Raw genomic sequence first — 19,983 nt, 5'->3', positions numbered from 1 at the left:
TTTGTCTGCAAAACGGTTTTACACAATAGCCGCAATCACAAAGCCTGATGCGCTGCGCTTATCAGGCCTACGATTTGCACGCTGCCGTAGGCCGGATAAGGCGCCAGCGCGCAGGTTTGTCTGCAAAACGGTTTTAGACAATAGCCGCAATCACAAAGCCTGATGCGCTGCGCTTATCAGGCCTACGATTTGCACGCTGCTGTAGGCCGGATAAGGCGCCAGCGCGCAGATTTGTCTGCAGAACGGTTTTACACAATAGCCGCAATCACAAAGCCTGATGCGCTGCGCTTATCAGGCCTACGATTTGCACGCTGCTGTAGGCCGGATAAGGCGCCAGCGCCGCATCCGGCTAAAACATCAGAATTTCCAGGACACACTGCCGACAATGCTGCGCTCGGCGCCGAAGTAGCAGTATGAGAGCGAGTTACAGGCCGCAACGTAGCGCTTGTCGGTCAGGTTGTTAACGTTCAACTGCGCGCTCAACCCTTTAATGCCGATATTCGTTAAGTCGTAACCAATCACCATATCCACCAGTGTGTAGGACGGCAGGGTGTGAGTATTCAGGCGATCGCTGGTAATACCGTTAACGTAGCGCACACCTGAACCCAACGTCAGGCCGTCCAGCGGACCGCTTTTCACATCGTAGCTCAGCCAGGTACTGGCCTGGTTACGCGGGGCGTACACTGCTCGCTTGCCCTGCTCTTCCGGGCTACTTTTCTTATAGCGAATGTCGGTATAGGTATACGCCGCCTGCAAACGGAAGCTATCCGTCAGTTGGCTAATTGCCTCCAGCTCCACCCCTTCAGATTCAATTTCCCCAATCGAGCGGTACGGATCGGTCGGCTCTTCTTTGGTGGCTATATTCGTCTGATTGATACGGAACACCGATGCGCTGAACTGGCTGTTGAGTCCTTCCGGCTCATATTTCAGCCCGGCTTCCCACTGCTTGCCTTTCATCGGATCCAGCAGATTGCCGTTCTCATCGGCAAAACTGGTTGGCGTAAAGGCAGTGGAATAACTCACGTACGGCGCAAAGCCGTTATCGAATAAATAGAGCAGCGCGGCACGGGTACTGAAGTTGTTTTTATCCAGATCGCTGCGAGTATCCTTGATCTTATCAATGTTAGAAACGCTGACCTGATCGTAGCGACCACCGAGCGTAATACGCCAGCGATCCCATGACATCTGATCCTGCAAATAGTAACCCGTCTGGCGCAGCTTGTGTTTCTCACGCGCATACATGTCGATGTAATCAGGCTTCGCGCCGTACACTGGATTAAAAGCGTCAATCGGCGGGAATGCGCCGTAGTAACCGGTAGTATTGTTGCTGCGATCCTGATAGTCGATCCCCACCAGCAGACGGTGGTTTACCTGCCAGGTATCAAAGCTGCCGTCGAGCTGGTTATCCAGCGTAATCGCCGACATTTTTTCATCGGAGCCGGAGTAACCGCGATTAAGCTCGGTTTCATTCAGCCAGCCCGCCGCATACACCTGATTCAGCTCAACGTCGGTATGCAGATAGCGTAGCTTTTGCCGCACCGACCAACCGCTATCAAACATATGCTCAATGCTGTAGCCCACCATGTTTTCACGGCGATCGTATTTGTCGTAATCATCCTCGCCTTCGTAAAAGGTGTTGGAGATCTTTTGCCCGTAATGCGGAACCACGGTGCCGTCATACGGCAGACCGGAGTGGCTACCGCCTTCCGGGTCGCGGTGCAAATAGGCCATCAGATCCAGACGCGTCTGGTCGGTGATACGCCAGGTCAGGCTGGGCATCAGCGCGTAACGCTCTTCCTTCAATGGACCAAACTGCGAGTCCGCGTAACGCGTCATCCCGCTCAGTCGCGCCGCCACGCGATCGTTATCATCCAGCGCCCCGGTGACGTCAAACGCCGCGCCGCGCTGGTTATTGTTGCCGGCAAACAGCTTCACCTCACCGCCCGCATCAAACGACGGCTTACGTGAGGTCAGCGCCACAATGCCACCCGGGGAGGAACGGCCATACAGTACGGAAGCCGGGCCACGTACGACTTCGATATCTTCGAGGAACCACGGATCGACCACCAGCGAGCTGTGTGAGTTGGTGTCGCCCATCATCTTCAGACCATCAAGATAGACGTTATCCAGGCTACCGTCAGAAAAGCCACGTAGCACGATGTAGTCAAAGCGGTTGGAGGCGCCAATCTGATTGCTGTACACACCCGGCGTATAGCTGACGGCCTGGCGCACGCTGGTTGCGCCCTGCTCTTCAAACTGTTCACGGGTAACGATCGATACCGACTGCGGCGTTTCAATATCCGGCGTGGCAAGCTTCGTGGCCCCGCTCTGCATCTGCGAGGTGACAACCACCGTATCGTTTTTTGTTGTTTCCTGCGCCAGCAGAGGAAAAGCCACGCTGCCGGTAACCCATCCCACCAGCAGCGCCAAGCGAGTCTTCGCGAACATGAATATCTCCAAAGGCATGTCTAATTGTAAGTGAGAATTATTACCTTTTTGCTGACGGAGATAGCTATGCCGGATGCCAGGTTGCCTATGCGCAGTGCCAAATTGTCAGGAAATCACGTGCGTAAAACGCAAATATGGATTAGCAAAGTTTGAGCAAATCACCGGGTGAAAAGCCGTAACGGCGACGAAAAGCGGTAGAAAAGTTGGTGGCGTGCTGATAACCCGACATCCAGGCCGCCTGCTGTACGCTATATCCTTCCAGTAGATAGCCGCGTGCACGTTCCAGACGGCAATCGCGCAGGTAGTCGAATACCGAACAGCCATAGGCTGCGCGAAACTTACTGCGCAGGCTGCTGGGACTCATCGCTGCGCGTTGGGCCAGTTCATTAAGGGTGTAGTCATTTTCGGGACTTTGCTCCAGCAGTCGGCGAACGACCTCCAGCCGCTGCTGCTCACCGCTCGCCGCAAGACGTTTACCGCTCTCGACCTGACACACGCTGAGGCCATGACCAAACAGTTGTAATATCAGCCCTTCCAGCATCAGCTGACGAGAAACATGGCTAATCGTACTCTGCTGCGCGTACTGCAGTCCGCTGAGTAAAAAACCCGGCACCTGCCAGATAAGCGTCGGCGTCTGGCATCTTTCCCACTCACGCATCAACGATTCGAGCAACCCCGTGCGACACGCGCCGTCGGGATACAAACCAAGCGATAATGTCCGCAGTTTACAATCAGCATGATGACGGGCACGCATCGTCTGGTGCTCACTCAGGCGTGAGCTAAACGCCATGCCGGAGCGCACCACGTGCTCCTGTCCGTTAAGCGTCAGGATCACGCAGCCTTCCAGTACCACCAGCATATACAGAGGGCTGTCGTGACGAGAGGTGGTTTCGTAGGGTTGCAATACCTGTACGTCGGAGTGCGTCACGCACATCCCACATGGGAGAGTCATCTCCTCAATTTCACCTTGCAGAACAGGGCTGCCAGACGGTAAATCCGGCCTTTGTGCCAACTGGGGAAAGCGGTAATCGATCCCGTAGCGCTCACCAAAATCCATAAACTCGCTGACGGAGAAAGTGCGAGCGACGCGTCCGGAGGCATTCAGGGCGGTGGTATTGTTCATGCTGTCTTCTGCACAGGAAATGGAATTAACGGTTTATAACTGAAGCAACATTACCATTACCTGCGCAATACGACAATAATAATGAGAACCATTATCAATATGGGTGATTAGCAGAATAAACAGCTTAATCCAGCCAGTTTAGATCTGCCGAGGAGACACACGGCGCAGCCTCTTTTAACCAGCGATACAGCAGCTCAATATTTCTAAGCCGTGTTGAAGCCTTTGGCCAGACAAGGTAATACCCCTCGCCAGTCGCTACCGCATCTTTAAACGGTAACGCCAACATCCCTGCCTGAATGGCCGCCAGGCTTAACAGCAGGTCGGCAACGGACACGCCATGACCGCTCATCGCGGCAAGACTGCCCTGCTCCAGGGTGTCGAACACTTTGCCTCGCGCAAGATTCAACGCCGGAAACTTCCCGGTGCGTTGCAGCCACCGACGCCAGTCACGGCGATCCGCTGAGGGATGAATCAGTTCACAGGCAGAAAGATCGCGCTGCGCCTGCACCAGCAGTGCGGGTGAGCACACCGGGATAAGCCACTCCTGAAACAGCAACCGGCTGTCGGTATCGTCACCAAAATGGCCATTCCCTAACAGGATCGCACAGTCATACGGTTCACGACCGAAGGATACCGAATCGGTATCCATCCAGACGCTGGAAATTTCGACAACCGGGGTCGGATGCGCTTCACGGAAATGACGCAGCACGTCCAGAAGCCAGCGCATCGTCAACGTAGACGGCGCTTTCAGCCGTAGCTCATGACTGCTGCTGCGAAAGGCATGACACGCGTGTTCCAGACTCTGAAACCCAGCCGTCAACTGCTGCGCCAGCCCTTGGCCAGAAGGCGTTATCTCGATACGCGGGCCGCTGCGGACAAATAGCTCGCAACCAAACCATGCCTCCAGCGTGCGAATATGACGGCTTACCGCGCCCGGCGTCACGTTAAGTTGAATAGCGGCTTTACTGAACGATCCCAGACGGGCTGCGGCTTCAAAAGCCCTCAGTGCATACAACGGAGGTAGCGTCATTCTCAGCTTCTATATTGAGTTTTACTCACAGTAGAGCGCAGTTTTATTCGTTTTTCAATGCGCCACGCAGGCGGAATACTGATGGAAAATATCATCAGGATAATCAGGTATGAATTTCACTTTACTGGCTGCCTATAGCCTCAGCGTAGTAACCCTGCTGTTAACTCCGGGTCCTGTCGTGGCGCTGATTACCACCACCGCGTCGCAGCACGGCTATCGCCGGGCCTTTATCACGCTGATTGGCACTAACGGCGCTTCTTTAGTATTGATTGCTCTGGCTGCACTGATGCTAGCTGGCGTGGTTTCAATCTCTGCGATATGGCTTTGCGTACTGGGTCTTGTGGGATCGTTGTATATCGGTGTGATGGCGATTAACGGCCTGCGGGCCAGGGACTCAAACCCCGGACTGTGTGCGCCAAAACGCGATAACAGCGGGCTTATCCATGGATTTCTGACAGGGGTCGCTAACCCAAAGGACATTTTGTTTTTCGCAGCGTTTTTTCCCCAGTTCATTGCCATTACGCAAGATTTCACCACCAGCATTGTGACGCTAACGCTGGTATGGGTTATTTTTGATGTTACGGTGCTGTCTTTTTACATCATGGTTTTCAAACGCTGGATGCCAGAGCGGTTTGCCAGACGCAGCGTTTTTATCTCCTCCCTGTTTCTGCTCGCGGTGGCGGTGCTTGGCATTATTTATAATGTACACGCGCTACAAATGCTCTCACCCGCGATGTGATCCCCAACGAATTGTTCAGCCAGACATCTCATCTTGAACCGGGAGGAATAAAATAAGAACAAATCGACATTAACATTATTAATGGATTTATAAACCAGGATTCAGAAAATATAGACGATAACATTTTCCTGGCGTTCAACTGGCACCCTTACCCATGACAACGCATCAACGGCGACAGGTGCCATTTCATTTTCTAAGCGAAGTAAAGGAGTGTTGCCATCTGGTACAACCGTGCTTTCACCGATCTCAAGAACGCCCCGAAAAGAAATGGACACATTGTCTGGCGTATCCGACAACCTAATCCATTCGGTTGTAATCACTAACTTTCGAGTAAACATTCGCTGTCCTTTGCGCGTGGTATAAATCCGATAATTTCACAGGTAGATCAATACACTCTTTGAACAAACAGAAATTTGTCCCCCATATCAGTTAAGCATTACTTAACAGAAAGAAAATTGAAGTAATAAAACTCATTCGAAATATGTTTCACAAATTCAACCGGCAGGTTATGTTTGATGAACGTTAACTTTGCAAACTCAATATCGCCGTACACTCGAATACAGAAAGGTTTGACTATCTCGCCCTGCACGCCAAAGCACTCCTGAAGCCGGGTGTCATCCATAAAAATAAAGTCACCTTTTCTGACCTTAATACTTTCATGAAGGCCTTGCCACTTCTCCGGAGTGAGCAGAAAGCTCTCCCATCCATTATTTCTCAACACTTCAATCGTGTGAGTAAATTTAAAATAGTCGTTTTGCATTGTCACATCACCGCTCGATGTGGCGTACAAATATTCTATTTTAAATTTAAGTTGTGCATTGAGGCTTTTTTTCTTCCCCTCATCAATTAACCACTGAAGCTCACTGACAATGCTCTTCGAAAATATTTTTCTTTTTTTGGCAATAGCCAGCCAATGCATAATGAATAGATGCTCTGACATTTTAGAGTAGATTTTATGATCCTTTATTGCAATACCAATTGCGACTAACGCACTCCAGGTAAAGGCTTCCAGATCATCCTGATAATGATGTCGTAACGTACTAACTCTTCCAGAATCCCTTACCACTTAAACCTGCCCAAATAAATCATCATTGTTATTCCACGTCATTCTTGTATTACTCTATTAAAAAATTACTACAACTAAAATCGCCAAAATATGATCCAGATTAACTTATCTCTATGTAATAAACGTGCAAATATAATACATCATACTTATTAATCATTAATCCGGGGTGGCTCAACAATGACTAATAAGAATAATGCGATAAAGATAAAGGTTAATAATAATCACCAGTAATCAATATCACCTTTTGTGATGAGACCTGTAAACAGAAAAAGCAAACTACCGGGCATTCAGCAACCCGGAAGTTTGCTTATTACAGACGAAGTTAATAGAAAATACCGATGATCAGGGTATGCGTTACAAAGCCCACGATCAACGGTACGGCGGTACGTTTAACCACATCAAATGGCGTTATTTTCGCCCCACTGGAAACGGCAATCACCACACCGGAAACCGGTGAAATTGCCCGCCCCATATGTGATGCCTGCTGCATCGGCAGGATCATGGCAACAGCGTTAGCGCCCATACTTGCCGCGATTTGCGGGATCAGCTCAACGAAAGCAAGGAATGGCGCATTACCCGATCCCATAATAATTGCTGCCGCCAGCGTCACCAGCGCAAACACCACCGCCATAGCAAATGGAGGTAATCCCACGTGCTCCGCCATCAGGATTAATTGATCAATGGCACCAATAACTTTAATCCCGTGAGCAAAAACACCTGCCGCAACCAGTAGCCCAACCACCCCGGTAAAGGCGGTGCCCATGCCATTAAGGAAATGGCTGAATCCTTCGCATACTGACTTTAAATCACGCACCCGCAGCCACTCAATCAACATGCAGACAGCCATTGAAATGAGCACAATGGTGATAATATTCAGGTTAATACCACTGACGAACATTTCCGATGATCCCACCGCCATCAATATCGGAAGCATCGGGAGCAGCGCATAAAAAGCCGGAGCTTTTCCTGAATCAGTCACCTCAGCGCTACCGATTTCCCGTGGAAGCGTCCCCGCTTTACGGTCGCAATGCCGCTGCCAGAAGAAATGGCAGACGCCGACGACCAGCACGGTTGCCAGCGCTGCGGGTCCCTGGTGGTAAACAACGTATTCCACCACATCCATATTGACCGCTTTAGATCCCCTGATAGCATCGATGGCCGTCGGGGTATACGCCACACCAAGCGAGGTGGCAATAACCCCAGCAGCCGAGGCCGCAGAAAGCCCTAACCCCAGCATAATGGGGAACATCGTCCCCATCAGCAACACGGCAAGCCCGGTAGCGGATGGGATGGCCAACTGCAGGAGGCTGGCGAGCAGATAGGAGAAAAATAGAAGCACATAGGGCGAACGCAGCGCGCGCAAAGGCTTCGTCACGACCCGCACAACCGCTTCATTTGCCCCGATATGATCCATGTAATGCGCAAATCCCATGAGCGCCATAATCATCAGGCCGAGATCGGCAGCACGCGTACTAAAGAGATCGCGCATCACCTCGAAAGGATCGAGAAATGAAATCCCCGTACTGGCAACGCCCTTCGGTAATACAGAACCCCATCCGGTTAACGCCGTACAAATCATCAACACCAGGCCCGCAATGAACAGCACGGGTTCAGCGCGATAACCTTTCAGTATCAGACGCGCGACCACCACGATAACCAGTAGGGCAATTAACACCTGAATCATGACTGAGCTCTCCTCTGCGCGAACTCAGCAAAGGTTTCCTCAATGACCGCTACCACCACATCGCTGGCGGCTCGCAGTGAACGCACCGGTAGATATTCATAAATTGAATGAAAGTTATGGGCACCGGTAAAAATATTCGGGCAAGGCAGTCCTTTCTGCGATAGCACTGCGCCATCATACCCACCACGCATGGCGACAGGTTGCGGGGTAATACCACACTTCTGATACGCGCGTAACGCAATATCAATCGGGTAGTGTGCATCGCCCTGCAAACTATTGAACACATTGGCATAGCGATCGGTTAAATGGCAGACCACGCTGTTTTCTCCCCACAGCGCGCAGGTGCTGACGGCAAGCTGACGGATATATGCCATACGCGCCTTATACCCTTCTTCGGTAAAATCCCGGATATCCAGCTTAAGTACCGTACGGGCGCTGTTACCCTGAAGCTGTTTTACCCAGTAATACCCTTCGCGTCCTTCCGTATACTCAGGCGCCTCTCCTCCGGGCAGCATCGCAATAAACTTATGCGCCATCAGCAGAGAGTTCTTCAGCTTACCTTTGGCCGACATAGGGTGCGCGGACTGGCCGGTAAAGATGATTTCCGCATCACCCGCGTTCCAGTTCTCATAGACAAACTCTCCAATGCCGCAGCAGTCCAGGGTATAGCCAAAATCAGCGCCAAACGCCGCAACATCAAACGCTTTTGCTCCCCGTAATCCCTGCTCTTCATCAGGAACAAAACCGACTTTCACCGGCCCATGCTTAATCTCCGGATGCGCGACCAGGTACTCCAGGGCATTCATAATCGCGGCGATGGCCGCTTTATCATCAGCCCCTAGCAGACTGGTACCATCCGTCACCAGCAGGTCATCGCCGACATAATTTTTCAGTTCCGGAAATTCACTTTCACGCAGATAAATATTCAGCTCCTGGTTCAGACACAAATCCCCACCGCTGTAGTGAAGACGTTGCGCATTTGTGTCCGCGGTCTGTTCTGCGCTGGTATCCAGATGACCAAAAAAGGAAACGACAGGGATGGTGTCATCGGTATTTCCAGGTAAGGTCGCGGTCACAATAGCGGTATCACTGACCTCAATGTTTTCCATTCCTAATGCTTCAAGTTCTACTGCAAGTAGTTTTGCCAGTTCCATTTGACCAGGTGAAGAAGGCATTATCCCATTAGCACCATTTTCCCTTGAGGTCGTGGTATTGATTTTCGTGTAGTTAATAAAGCGTTCAACAATATCCATTCCAGGAGATCCTTTAATGTATCATTTACGTGGTACTGCAAGAGAAGACCTGCATACAGCGTGGGTTGAATAATCTGAGAACAAAATAAAATCAGCGCTCATCCCAGAACGCTGATTTTATGGGTGTTACGACAACGATTTATATAAAGGAAGATAAAAAAGGCCAGTAATTATACCAGTGATTAAAAACTCCTTTTGATTGATAAAATCATATTCCCTGTCTGTTTTTACTACATTTTCCATGGTGTTAAGCTAACAGAAGTCATAAACTGAATTCGTATGTCTAAGGGATAATAAAAATCATTTAGATTCTTGCCCCGATACCGACACAAGACATACCATCGCTATATTTTTTTAATGAACAAATGCTGTAACAGCAACATGCAACCGTTTGCACCTCTCTACAAATAGCCACTTAACACACTAAAATCCGTGAACAAAATCACAATTACTTCAAAAGCGAAAATTAACATAACGCTTAAAAACAGATAGTTATAAGAAAAACTATATAATACCCCTATAAATAAAGATGAAATCACACTATTCACCATGAAATAGATTCATAGCGATACTATTTCAACATTACCGTATGGTTCACAGAACAAAACCTGTCGTCATCACTAATGCAAAACAACAAGAACAATAATATTAAATTATCTATATATGACGATTATCAAAATTATACACAGGCAAAAAAAACCTCTCCCCTGAGAAGAGATTCAGGGCAGAGGTAATACGGGTGTTAAGGACATTTTTATAGTTTTGATGATAACAGAAGAGCTTCTTGCTGGATTGAGTATACACACTTCACGACGTTAAGAAAATTCCTAAAAAGAATTAAAAGAAAACACCATTAAAAATCCTTTTTATAATAAAGACATGTTTATCAAATAAAACAAAATTAGGATAGGGAAAAATTAAATATCACTAATCTATAGTATGACGCAAGTGGGGCTAACAACGCATCATTACGGCCAATACCGCTACTGACGATGTCTGAATATTCAATAAATTTAATATATCCATACACTGCTCAGCTAACGAGAGTTAAAAAATTATAAAATAAGCTAAACGCAATTTTTCGTCATAGATCACATTTTCCCGACAGAACGATTCCCCTACTCGCCCAGGCTGGTATGATTCAGCAGGTAAATACCTATCAACTCAACCCGAGGCTTTGATGCTGGAGAATGTAATCATCAGATAATCAGCTTACCGACCTCTTCAGGCCGGACTGGTTATCAATGCGCCGAAATCGAATGCGGACACTGCTGTGTGTTTGCACGTTTTGCACATGATGATTAAACAGGTTTTCCAGTATGAATTTATCCCGTCAGGAACAACGTACCTTACACGTTCTCGCCAAAGGTGGCCGTATTGCTCACGTCCGCGATGCATCTGGTCGCGTCATTTCCGTCGAATGCTATAGCCGCGAAGGGTTACTGCTCTGCGACTGCACGCTCGACGTATTCAAAAAACTCAGAACGAAAAAGCTGATCAAATCCGTTAATGGTCAGCCCTACCGCATCAATACCACCGGGCTGAACAACGTTCGCGCCCAACTGGATAATCGCTAAGGAGAGAGAGATGGATATCCCGAAGATTTTTACGATCAGCGAAAGCGCACATCGCATTCATAATCCATTCACCGCGCAAAAATATGCGACGTTAGGTCAGGTTTTACGGATGCCCCCAGGAACCCGCATCCTGGATCTCGGCAGCGGCTCGGGCGAGATGTTGTGCACCTGGGCACGCGATCATGGAATTTCCGGCGTTGGTATCGATATGAGCCAGTTATTCAGTGAACAAGCCACCCTGCGGGCAAGTGAATTGGGCGTCACTGAGCACGTGCGTTTTATTCATGCCGATGCAACAGGTTATATCGCCGAAGAAAAATTCGATATTGCCGCCTGCGTTGGTGCAACCTGGATTGCCGGCGGCGTTGCCGGAACGATCAAACAGCTGGAACAAAGTCTCAAACCAGGCGGGACCCTACTCATCGGCGAACCGTACTGGCGTCAGATGCCCGCAACGGAGGAGATCGCTATGGCTTGCGGCGCAACTTCAGTAGCCGATTTTCTTTCTCTGCCAGAACGCGTTTCGTCTTTCGACCTGCTCGGTTATGACGTGGTGGAAATGGTACTGGCTGACCAGGAAGGTTGGGACAGATACGAGGCGGCAAAATGGTTGACGATGCGCCGGTGGCTGGAGGCTAATCCGGACGATGAGTTTGCCGCCGAAGTCAGAGAGCAACTGAGAAGTTCACCAGTCCGCCACGTTGCATTCACCCGGGAATATATCGGGTGGGGCGTGTTCGCACTCATGCAGAGGTAATAAATGCAGTCGGTATAGCCTGGCAGGTTATACCGACTTTTTCATCGCATCATCGCTTACTTCATTAATACTTCAACAAATTTAGCTAACCATTGCGGATGCGCGGGCCATGCTGGTGCCGTCACCAGATTGCCATCAACGTGGGCCTGATCAATGCCAATATCGGCATAATGTCCACCGCTCAGACGAACCTCGGGCGCACAAGCCGGATAAGCGCTACAGGTCCGGTTTTCTAACACCCCCGCCGCCGCTAACAGTTGTGGCCCATGACAAACTGCGGCGATAGGCTTACCGGCAGTGTTGAAATCTTGCACCAGCTTAATGACATCCGGATTCAGTCGAAGATATTCCGGAGCACGCCCGCCGGGGATCAACAGTGCGTCGTAATCGGCGGCCCGCGCCTCGGCAAAATTAGCATTTAACGTAAAACGATGCCCCGGCTTTTCACTGTATGTCTGCGCCCCATCAAAATCGTGAATGGCGGTTTGAACGTAGTCACCCTGACTTTTATCCGGACAGACGGCATCCACACGATGCCCAAGCATTTGCAAAGCCTGAAAAGGCACCATCGTTTCATAATCTTCGACATAATCTCCGACCAGCATCAGTATCTTCTTCATTCACATCCCCCACTCACGGTTATTAATGATGAGAAATAACGGCCATCTTTACTATAGTCCACACGGTTCATGGCATTAATAAATACAACAGAACAATCGGCCAGATCACAATCCACGGCAAGGCCCGCCAGACGAGGGCTCAGAGCCAACGGCGTGACATATGTTCATGCTGATAAATATAAATTATATATAAATATATAGTTGAGAAATTTTAATAGTAGCCAGTTTCACTCATTATATAAAACTAAGAGATTGCAACGCATATCTCCTGTGCTATATTTCGCGTGAAATTTACCCGCGATTGCTTTATTTATTATTTAATATTTAAAATACGCATAATATTTATTATCTATTATTATTTCATTCACCTGATATCAGGTAAAAATACGCAAAGGTTAATCCTATGATGACAAGACGTTCATTCGTCAGACAAGGTCTGGTGACTTCAACGAGTATGCTACTCGCCGGTATGACGGGCTTCAGCTTTAGCCAATTTGCCCGCGCAACAGAGAACCGCCGCTGGCAAATGCCTGATGAAGGCGCACCGCATGCGGCAACCTGGATGGCGTTTGGTGCCAGTGCGGAGATCTGGGAACCTCATCTGCTACCGGTGGTGCAGGAAAACCTGGCGTTAGTTGCCAAAACCATCGCCGCATTTGAACCCGTGAATATGTTAGTACGCGAAGAAGACAGCGAGCTCGCCGCGCGTCTGTGCGGGCCGTCAGTCAATCTTCTGGTTCACCCAATAGACGATCTGTGGATCCGCGACACCGGGCCGGTGTTTGTGAAAAGTGCCAGCGGCGCGCTCGGCGGAGTGGGATTTAATTTCAACGGCTGGGGCAATAAGCAAGAGCACGAACGAGATGCCGATGTGGCTGAATTTGTTACTGATTACGTTCAGGCCGAGTTTATCCGCTCAGTGCTGACTCTGGAAGGTGGCGGTATTGAGGTAGATGGTGAAGGAACAGCAATCATCACCGAGAGCTGCGTGCTTAACTCCAACCGTAATCCTGGCGTCAGCAAAGCCGAATGCGAAGAAGAACTAAAGCGACTGCTAGGTCTGGAGAAAATCATCTGGTTGCCGGGTATTGCCGGCAAGGATATTACCGACGGCCATACAGATTTTTACGCCCGATTCACGCATCCGGGTACGGTGGTGGCGGGTCTTGAGCAGGATCCGTCATCCTTTGATTACGCGATCACCCGACGTCATCTGGACATATTACGGGCCGCCACGGATGCCAAAGGCCGACGGTTGGAGGTAGTCACGCTGGAAGGACCTTCTACCATCCGCCAGACTTATGCGAGCGATGATTTCGCCGCGGGGTATATCAATTTTTATCTGTGTAATGATGCCGTCATTGCACCGCAATTTGGCGATAAGCGCACCGATCGTAATACCCATACTATTTTGCAGGAGCTGTTTGCCGATCGTGAAATTATTCAGTTGAATATCGACGGTATCGCTGCCGGTGGCGGCGGTATTCACTGCGCGACACAGCAGCAGCCTCGTTAATGATTAACAATTGAGTGCGTTGTGGGAAGGTGGGGAAACTCACTTTCCTGGCAATAAAAGAATGATTCCCTTAGAAAGATGCCTCCGTAGGTTAAATTTTAATAAACAAAGCACTTAATTAACATTTATGAAATAAATACCATTAAAAGATAACACTTTAATAGCTTTCATCGATCTTTCATGGTATTTATGATCTGCTAAACCTATCGATAAAATCTATCAAAAGATTTATATTGATCGTTATTATCGATCGTATATTCTGTCTTAAATAATGACTTCTGACGCAACTTTTATTATCAGTACAGCCACAAAGATTGTTCTCCCCTGCGTTGTGAAACACAGTGAAATTATCGAGGGTTAAATTTAAAAAATCCATATAACATATTTTAGAATAGTTTTCAATTAGTAAAAACATCCAAAAATACACATTTCAAACCTCTAGTCTAACCTGTTTTAAGTAGATGACTTAAATCGAGAACGGTGATAACTCACTGAGAATTGCGAATGATGATATTGCTAAGAAAAACGGAAAGTATAAATTTCATTAATACATTTAGAGACTATTTTTGTGTCGGCATCGCGTTTCTTGCATTACAGCTGGTCGCAGGTCATCTCAGTAAGCAAGAGGATGTTGCGGGTATAACACTGCATTTTTACGATCTCACTTTACCTCTCATTTCTGCACTGCTGGTTTTATACCGGCAAAAGGCACTGCCAATTTTGGCTGCCTTTTTCTTGTATGCGCTTTACTCATACTCTTTATCTTCGGTATTCACACTAACGGCTCAGCTACTGGCTGCTCTCATTAGCCAGACACTCTACTTTTTCTCGACAGGCAAACGAGGCGCGGTTAGCTTTGGTCGTAGCCAGCTTACAACCCTGCGTATTGTCTGGCTCGTGTGTTGCAACGCCTTACTATTCATCTCAATTGATCACTGGTTCCAATCGAACACAGCCTCTGCACCGATCGCAAACCTTTTTACACTACAAACATTAATTAACTTACAGTGGCTGATGAACTCTTGCCTGACTGGCATCCCTTTTTGTTATCTGTTGCTTAGAAGCGTTCAAAATCCTGCATGGTGCATTCTATACATTAGACAAGTAAAGGCGCTGATAAAATCCGGCCCTCCTATTCTGTATCAAATATTATGGCTGGTGCTGTTACTCTGCATTATGTCCGCTTTGATCGTCATCAGAGAGGATATTCTTATATTTACAGACTATTCATTACTGTGGTTACTTCCAGTAATGCTATGGGGAGTGATCTGTATTGGCCATGCTTTGATATCCCCTGTATGGGTAACAATGCTTATCCTGTTGGGATATTATATAAACAGTTATATTCCACCTGCTAACTATAATAATTATTTACATAGTCTCGTGATTTCCTCCACGATAGTGTTTGTCTTTTCTATTACGATTGTTGTTACCGGTGTACTTGTGGTTCATAACCGAAAATATCTCCGCCGCCTCAAACAACTTTTTAGATCAGAACCTAACACCGGACTGCCTAACTTTCAGGCTCTGCAAATGGACATCCGCAAACACGCAACAGGGTGCTTGTGTTACATCCGTTGTACAGAGTTGAATACGCTGGAGCAAACTCACGGCATAGAATTCCGTTTTGAATTTGTAAAAGCGCTAAGCGCATATGTACGTAAATTGATTAAGGGTACAGGTGACATTTATTACGCACCAGGTCATGGAATAATTCTTCGCCTTAATGCTGTCCCTGACATTCCTGATCTCTACAAGGACCTAAACTCTTTTCGTTTTATCTGGAAGGACTACCAATTAGGGCTATCTTGTGGTGTGGCATATACCACCGAGAAAAACCTGATTAAAAATTTATCTCAAGCAATTAAGCATCTTAATACCCAAAGCTACATCTCGTTAATGCAGGGGCAACCGTTGTTACTCAGCCCGCAAGTGCCAGGTGATAAAATTGTCAGCCAGGCTGTCATTCGTCATATGTTGCAAAAGGCAATTGACAGAAAGTCGTTTGAGCTTATGGCTCAACCCATCGTATCAACGATGCTGGTTGTTCAGCCGATCGTTTCAACCACGGGACTGACACGTTATCACGAGATACTTATTCGGATAAAAATGGTTGATGGTAAGTTAATCTTTCCAGACACCATCCTACCGGTTGCTCGCGAGGCAGGATTACTTCCTGCGCTGGATATCACTGTTATAGAGCAAACATTTCGTTTTATACAGTCACGGCAGAAATCTGACCCTAACAGTCACTTCTCCATTAATCTGACGCCTGACTCGCTTAATAAAATTGATTTTCTTGATAATGTTTTTACATTGTTTAGAAAATACTCAATAGCACCTGAACGTATAATATTTGAAGTCATTGAATCAGATATTATTGACAACGCTAATGTCACTGATGTTCTGAGAGCACTACGTAAAGCCGGTTCTAAAATTGCTATTGATGATTTTGGCACAGGAGCATCAAGCTATTCACGACTACGAACATTAGATGCAGACATTCTGAAAATTGATGGTTCCTTCATCCGTAATATATTGACCGATGAATTTAGTCGATGCGCCGTCAGATCCTTCTGCGAAGTAGCAAAACTCAAAAACATGGAAGTAGTCGCTGAGTTTGTTGAAAATGAGGAAATTGAAAAGATGCTAATTACGATGGGTATTGGTTGGTTACAGGGATACCATATAGGGAAACCCGTTCCTATTGAGTTGGCTGAATTATAATTCAGTAATTATAATAATAATTATATTTCTACATTGATTTACTTACCGGCTCCCGTGCCGGTTTTTTTATTCCCTAAAGCAAGCGGGACTTTAATTAAAGCAGGTATGCCGCGGCCGTTTGCCGCGACATACCGTGTTTCATTTTTAACTCAACTCAGCCGAATGCTACGGCCTATTCAGCTTCCATCACTCCCAGGCGCGCTCAGATTTCGCGGCGTCAAACTGCGGCGGCGGTTTGCGAAAACGTCCGGTCAGCCAGGCAAGATACACCAGCCCAACGCCGGCCCATACCAGACCCAGCGTCAGCGATGTCACCTCAAGATTCACCCACAGTACGGCAACCGTGGCGGCACCGACCATTGGCAATACCAGATAGTGCAGCTTCTCCTGCCAGGTATGCTTGCGTCCTTCACGACGCCAGAAGTGGTTAAACACGGAGAGATTAACGAACGTAAAGGCCACCAACGCACCAAAGTTAATCAACGCCGTGGCAGTCACCAGGTCAAAAAACAGGGCCGACAGCGCCACAATCCCGACCATGATGACGTTCAACGCGGGAGTACGCCATTTGGGATGGACATAACCAAAGTACTTCTCCGGGAAGACGTTATCGCGGCCCATCACATACAGCAGACGCGAAACGCTGGCATGCGACGCCAGACCTGAAGCCAGCGTATTCACAAAGGTGGTACAAAGGAAAATAGACTGGAACAGCTTGCCGCCGACGTACAGCGCAATCTCCGGTAGCGCCGCATCCGGGTCTTTGAATCGGCTAATGTCCGGGAAGAACAGTTGCATAAAGAACGAGGCAGCAATGAAGATCAGCCCACCGTACAGCGCGGTAAGAAAAATAGCTTTCGGGATGGTGCGCGCAGCATCCGGCGTCTCTTCAGATAGGGTCGTCACCGCGTCAAAGCCGAGAAACGAGAAGCAGACAATGGTCGCCCCGGTGATAATCGGGATCAAATGCGCATTCTGGCTGATAAACGGTTGCAGCGACCAGACGGTCCCAACCCCTTCCCCTTTGTGCAGCCCCTGCACCACGAGGAAAATGAACACCACGATGATCGCCACCTGCACCAGTACAAACAGCGCATTGAAGTTGGCTACCAGATTAACGCTTTTCAGATTGGCCGCGGTGAGGATCGCGACGAACATCACCACCCAAATCCATGGCGCAACCCCCGGGAACAGCGCGGAAAGGTAAATTTTCGCCAATAGTACGTTAATCATCGGCAGGAAAAGGTAGTCAAGCAGTGACGACCAGCCGACCATAAACCCGACATGCGGGTTGATCGCTTTTTGCGCATAGGTATAGGCCGAACCGGCCTGTGGAAACTGGCGCACCAGCTTTCCATAACTGATGGCGGTAAACAGTACTCCCGCCAGGGCCAGCAGGTAGGAGGCTGGAACATGGCCATTGCTGATACCCGAAACAATGCCAAAGGTGTCAAACACCGTCATCGGCGTGAGATAGGCAAGCCCCATCACCACCACCTGCCACAGCTTGAGGGATTTACGCAGCTGTGCTTTGCCCGGCTGGGCAGAATGATCAACAGAAGAGTTAGTCGACATAGTTTTCCTCCCCGCTACGAGTCCAGATCTGCGTTCGAAACGTGGGTACAGCAGACCTGGGTCGTGTCGGGGAGGAATGGCATAAAAAAGGCGTCAATGGGGTACGGCACAGATGCGGTCCGTATTTACTGCGGGAGCCATGAATACTCACGCGGGGCGGGTTTTTAAACATTGGCATCATCACATTTCCTCGTCACAAACTCTGTCGGTTATCTGAAGACCCGTTGTCGCCCGCGCTCCATTACGCGACATCCGGGAAATGGCAGGTATTCCTGCAATTTTTACGGGCTGGCTCCGCTCAGCCCACATGATGCGACTTCTTTTTCAATGACCTGTACAACGGTCAGGCGTTTTTCAGCATCCACTCAATTTCAGTGTCGGTAATCAGACGTTCAAACTGGATAAGCTCATCGTTTTTACAGGCGTGATACACATGGCTAAACCGCTCACCCAATAGTTCACGCAGACTGTCATTTTGCATAAACTCCCACAGTGCATCGCTCTGGCGAATCGGGAACGGCAGCCCTTCCTGCTCCAGACCGTTACCCTCAACTTCTTCTTGTAACGGCAGTTCGTTATCCAGACCGTGAAGGATCCCCGCCAGGATGGTCGACATCACCAGATACGGGTTGGCATCAGCCCCCGCTACGCGATATTCAACCCGATGGTTATCACGGTCGCCGCAGGGAATACGCAGCGCCACCGTCCGGTTGTTATGCCCCCAGGAAGCCTGGGTCGGAACATACATCCCCGGCTGGAAGCGGCGATAGGAGTTCACATTCGGCGCCAGCAGCGCCATTGATGCGGGCATCAGATCAATCATCCCAGCGAGCGCACGCTTTAATAACGCGGAATCATCGCCATTCGCATCAGCCAGCACGTTCTCACCTTTGTTATTCATGACGCTGATGTGGATATGCATCCCGCTACCGGCATGCTCCTCATAAGGCTTTGCCATAAACGTGGCATGCATCTTATGTTTCTCTGCCACCAGCCGTACCAGACGTTTCAACGCCAGCGCGTCATCGCAGGCGTCGAGCACGTTGTCGGTATGGTAGAGGTTGATTTCAAACTGCCCAGGGGAGGCTTCAGCCACCGCGCCGTCAGCCGGGATCAGCTGCAAACGGGCCAGTTCATCGATATCGTTCAGCACATCAGCAAAGTGGTTCAGGTTATCAACCGAATAAACCTGACTTTGGGTATTTCGATCGTCCGTTCCCGGCGCGCATGGCGGCTGCAGATAACCTTCGGGATCGCGCTTACGATCGAGTAAATAGAACTCCAGCTCTACCGCTACGACGGGGAACAAACCGCGCTGGCGAAGTTTCTGCCAGAGTCGGTTTAGTACGTTCCGCGGCTCAACGTCAAAGGGAGCGCCATCTTCATCCAGCATCGTCAGCATCATCTGCGCAATAAATTCCGGATCGGCAGCCGAAGGGGTTAACGTACCTGCCACGGGTACACAGGTCCGATCCGGTTCGCCAAGCTCCTGGCCTAATCCCGCCTCTTCGACCACATTGCCCAGAATATCCATCGCGAAAACGGATGCCGGGAAATAGCAGCCTTTCTCTAACTTATGCAATCCCGCAACGGGAAGGCGCTTACCGCGAAAACAGCCATTAAGGTCGGTTAACAACACATCCACATACTGCGTATTAGGATAGCGTTCCAGATATTGCTTAACTTCGCGCGCAAACGCGCTACTTCGTCTCTCTTCAGAATGCTGAACAAAATTCTCAACTTCTACGATATTGGTTTCCATGATTCACCGCCGTTGGCCTGGTAAGCTGTTCTGTGATTTGACTGTTAAATATAATGTCCACCCTTCGACTCTGGATGCAAACAAATTGTTTGTCAAATGTTAAATT

General features: G+C 48.8%; 15 protein-coding genes. 5 read left to right on the top strand and 10 right to left on the bottom strand.

Going from position 1 to position 19,983, the window contains the following annotated elements:
• Window positions 1-357: 357 nt before the first annotated feature.
• The 3 genes from foxA to OGY09_RS23115 form a co-directional block, all read right to left on the bottom strand.
• The gene (gene foxA, locus OGY09_RS23125; protein ID WP_128612356.1) at window positions 358-2,466 is read right to left on the bottom strand and encodes a ferrioxamine B receptor FoxA; all 2,109 of its coding nucleotides are present in this window, start codon (window positions 2,464-2,466) and stop codon (window positions 358-360) included.
• A 121-nt stretch (window positions 2,467-2,587) separates the two neighbouring features.
• On the bottom strand, window positions 2,588-3,571 hold the full coding sequence (locus OGY09_RS23120) for a helix-turn-helix transcriptional regulator (protein WP_071444609.1): 984 nt from the start codon (window positions 3,569-3,571) through the stop codon (window positions 2,588-2,590).
• Between the two features lie 124 nt (window positions 3,572-3,695).
• Window positions 3,696-4,601 (bottom strand): LysR substrate-binding domain-containing protein, encoded by a 906-nt coding sequence (locus OGY09_RS23115; RefSeq protein WP_103014992.1) that lies wholly within the window; start codon window positions 4,599-4,601, stop codon window positions 3,696-3,698.
• Between the two features lie 109 nt (window positions 4,602-4,710).
• On the opposite strand from OGY09_RS23115, the gene OGY09_RS23110 reads away from it, so the two are divergent.
• Window positions 4,711-5,340 (top strand): LysE family translocator, encoded by a 630-nt coding sequence (locus tag OGY09_RS23110; RefSeq protein WP_275399183.1) that lies wholly within the window; start codon window positions 4,711-4,713, stop codon window positions 5,338-5,340.
• Between the two features lie 101 nt (window positions 5,341-5,441).
• Here the strand turns inward: OGY09_RS23110 and OGY09_RS23105 are convergent, their stop codons facing one another.
• The 4 genes from OGY09_RS23105 to pepT form a co-directional block, all read right to left on the bottom strand.
• Window positions 5,442-5,678 carry a hypothetical protein gene (locus tag OGY09_RS23105; RefSeq protein WP_020996594.1) on the bottom strand — a complete coding sequence of 79 codons (237 nt, stop codon included), beginning with the start codon at window positions 5,676-5,678 and terminating at the stop codon, window positions 5,442-5,444.
• 98 nt (window positions 5,679-5,776) lie between these two features.
• Window positions 5,777-6,406 carry a DUF2913 family protein gene (locus OGY09_RS23100; RefSeq protein WP_048226383.1) on the bottom strand — a complete coding sequence of 210 codons (630 nt, stop codon included), beginning with the start codon at window positions 6,404-6,406 and terminating at the stop codon, window positions 5,777-5,779.
• Between the two features lie 322 nt (window positions 6,407-6,728).
• On the bottom strand, window positions 6,729-8,090 hold the full coding sequence (gene dcuC / locus OGY09_RS23095; RefSeq protein ID WP_275399184.1) for a C4-dicarboxylate transporter DcuC: 1,362 nt from the start codon (window positions 8,088-8,090) through the stop codon (window positions 6,729-6,731).
• The gene (pepT, locus tag OGY09_RS23090; protein ID WP_275399185.1) at window positions 8,087-9,343 is read right to left on the bottom strand and encodes a peptidase T; all 1,257 of its coding nucleotides are present in this window, start codon (window positions 9,341-9,343) and stop codon (window positions 8,087-8,089) included. Before pepT ends, dcuC begins: the two co-directional genes overlap by 4 nt.
• A 1,319-nt stretch (window positions 9,344-10,662) precedes the next feature.
• Here pepT and OGY09_RS23085 point away from each other — a divergent pair.
• Both OGY09_RS23085 and OGY09_RS23080 read left to right on the top strand, forming a co-directional pair.
• Window positions 10,663-10,920: a YjhX family toxin gene (locus OGY09_RS23085; RefSeq protein WP_008783846.1), complete on the top strand. Its 258-nt coding sequence runs from the start codon at window positions 10,663-10,665 to the stop codon at window positions 10,918-10,920.
• Between the two features lie 10 nt (window positions 10,921-10,930).
• On the top strand, window positions 10,931-11,677 hold the full coding sequence (locus tag OGY09_RS23080) for an SAM-dependent methyltransferase (protein ID WP_032942461.1): 747 nt from the start codon (window positions 10,931-10,933) through the stop codon (window positions 11,675-11,677).
• Between the two features lie 56 nt (window positions 11,678-11,733).
• Here OGY09_RS23080 and OGY09_RS23075 read toward each other — a convergent pair whose 3' ends face one another.
• Window positions 11,734-12,297: a DJ-1/PfpI family protein gene (locus OGY09_RS23075; protein ID WP_003830885.1), complete on the bottom strand. Its 564-nt coding sequence runs from the start codon at window positions 12,295-12,297 to the stop codon at window positions 11,734-11,736.
• Between the two features lie 403 nt (window positions 12,298-12,700).
• Here OGY09_RS23075 and OGY09_RS23070 point away from each other — a divergent pair, with 403 nt between their 5' ends.
• Entirely contained in the window at window positions 12,701-13,813 is a 1,113-nt protein-coding gene (locus tag OGY09_RS23070; RefSeq protein ID WP_032942459.1) for an agmatine deiminase family protein, read from the top strand.
• 504 nt (window positions 13,814-14,317) lie between these two features.
• Window positions 14,318-16,540: an EAL domain-containing protein gene (locus OGY09_RS23065; RefSeq protein WP_032942458.1), complete on the top strand. Its 2,223-nt coding sequence runs from the start codon at window positions 14,318-14,320 to the stop codon at window positions 16,538-16,540.
• A gap of 186 nt (window positions 16,541-16,726) precedes the next feature.
• Here the strand turns inward: OGY09_RS23065 and OGY09_RS23060 are convergent, their stop codons facing one another.
• Window positions 16,727-18,115: an APC family permease gene (locus OGY09_RS23060; RefSeq protein ID WP_032942457.1), complete on the bottom strand. Its 1,389-nt coding sequence runs from the start codon at window positions 18,113-18,115 to the stop codon at window positions 16,727-16,729.
• A gap of 343 nt (window positions 18,116-18,458) precedes the next feature.
• On the bottom strand, window positions 18,459-19,877 hold the full coding sequence (locus OGY09_RS23055) for a glutamine synthetase family protein (protein ID WP_003830879.1): 1,419 nt from the start codon (window positions 19,875-19,877) through the stop codon (window positions 18,459-18,461).
• Between the last annotated feature and the right edge of the window lie 106 nt (window positions 19,878-19,983).

It is taken from the genome of Citrobacter sp. Cpo071 (assembly GCF_030332765.1).
In the GTDB taxonomy this organism is placed as follows: domain Bacteria; phylum Pseudomonadota; class Gammaproteobacteria; order Enterobacterales; family Enterobacteriaceae; genus Citrobacter; species Citrobacter portucalensis.
This window is presented reverse-complemented; position numbering and strand designations above follow the sequence as displayed.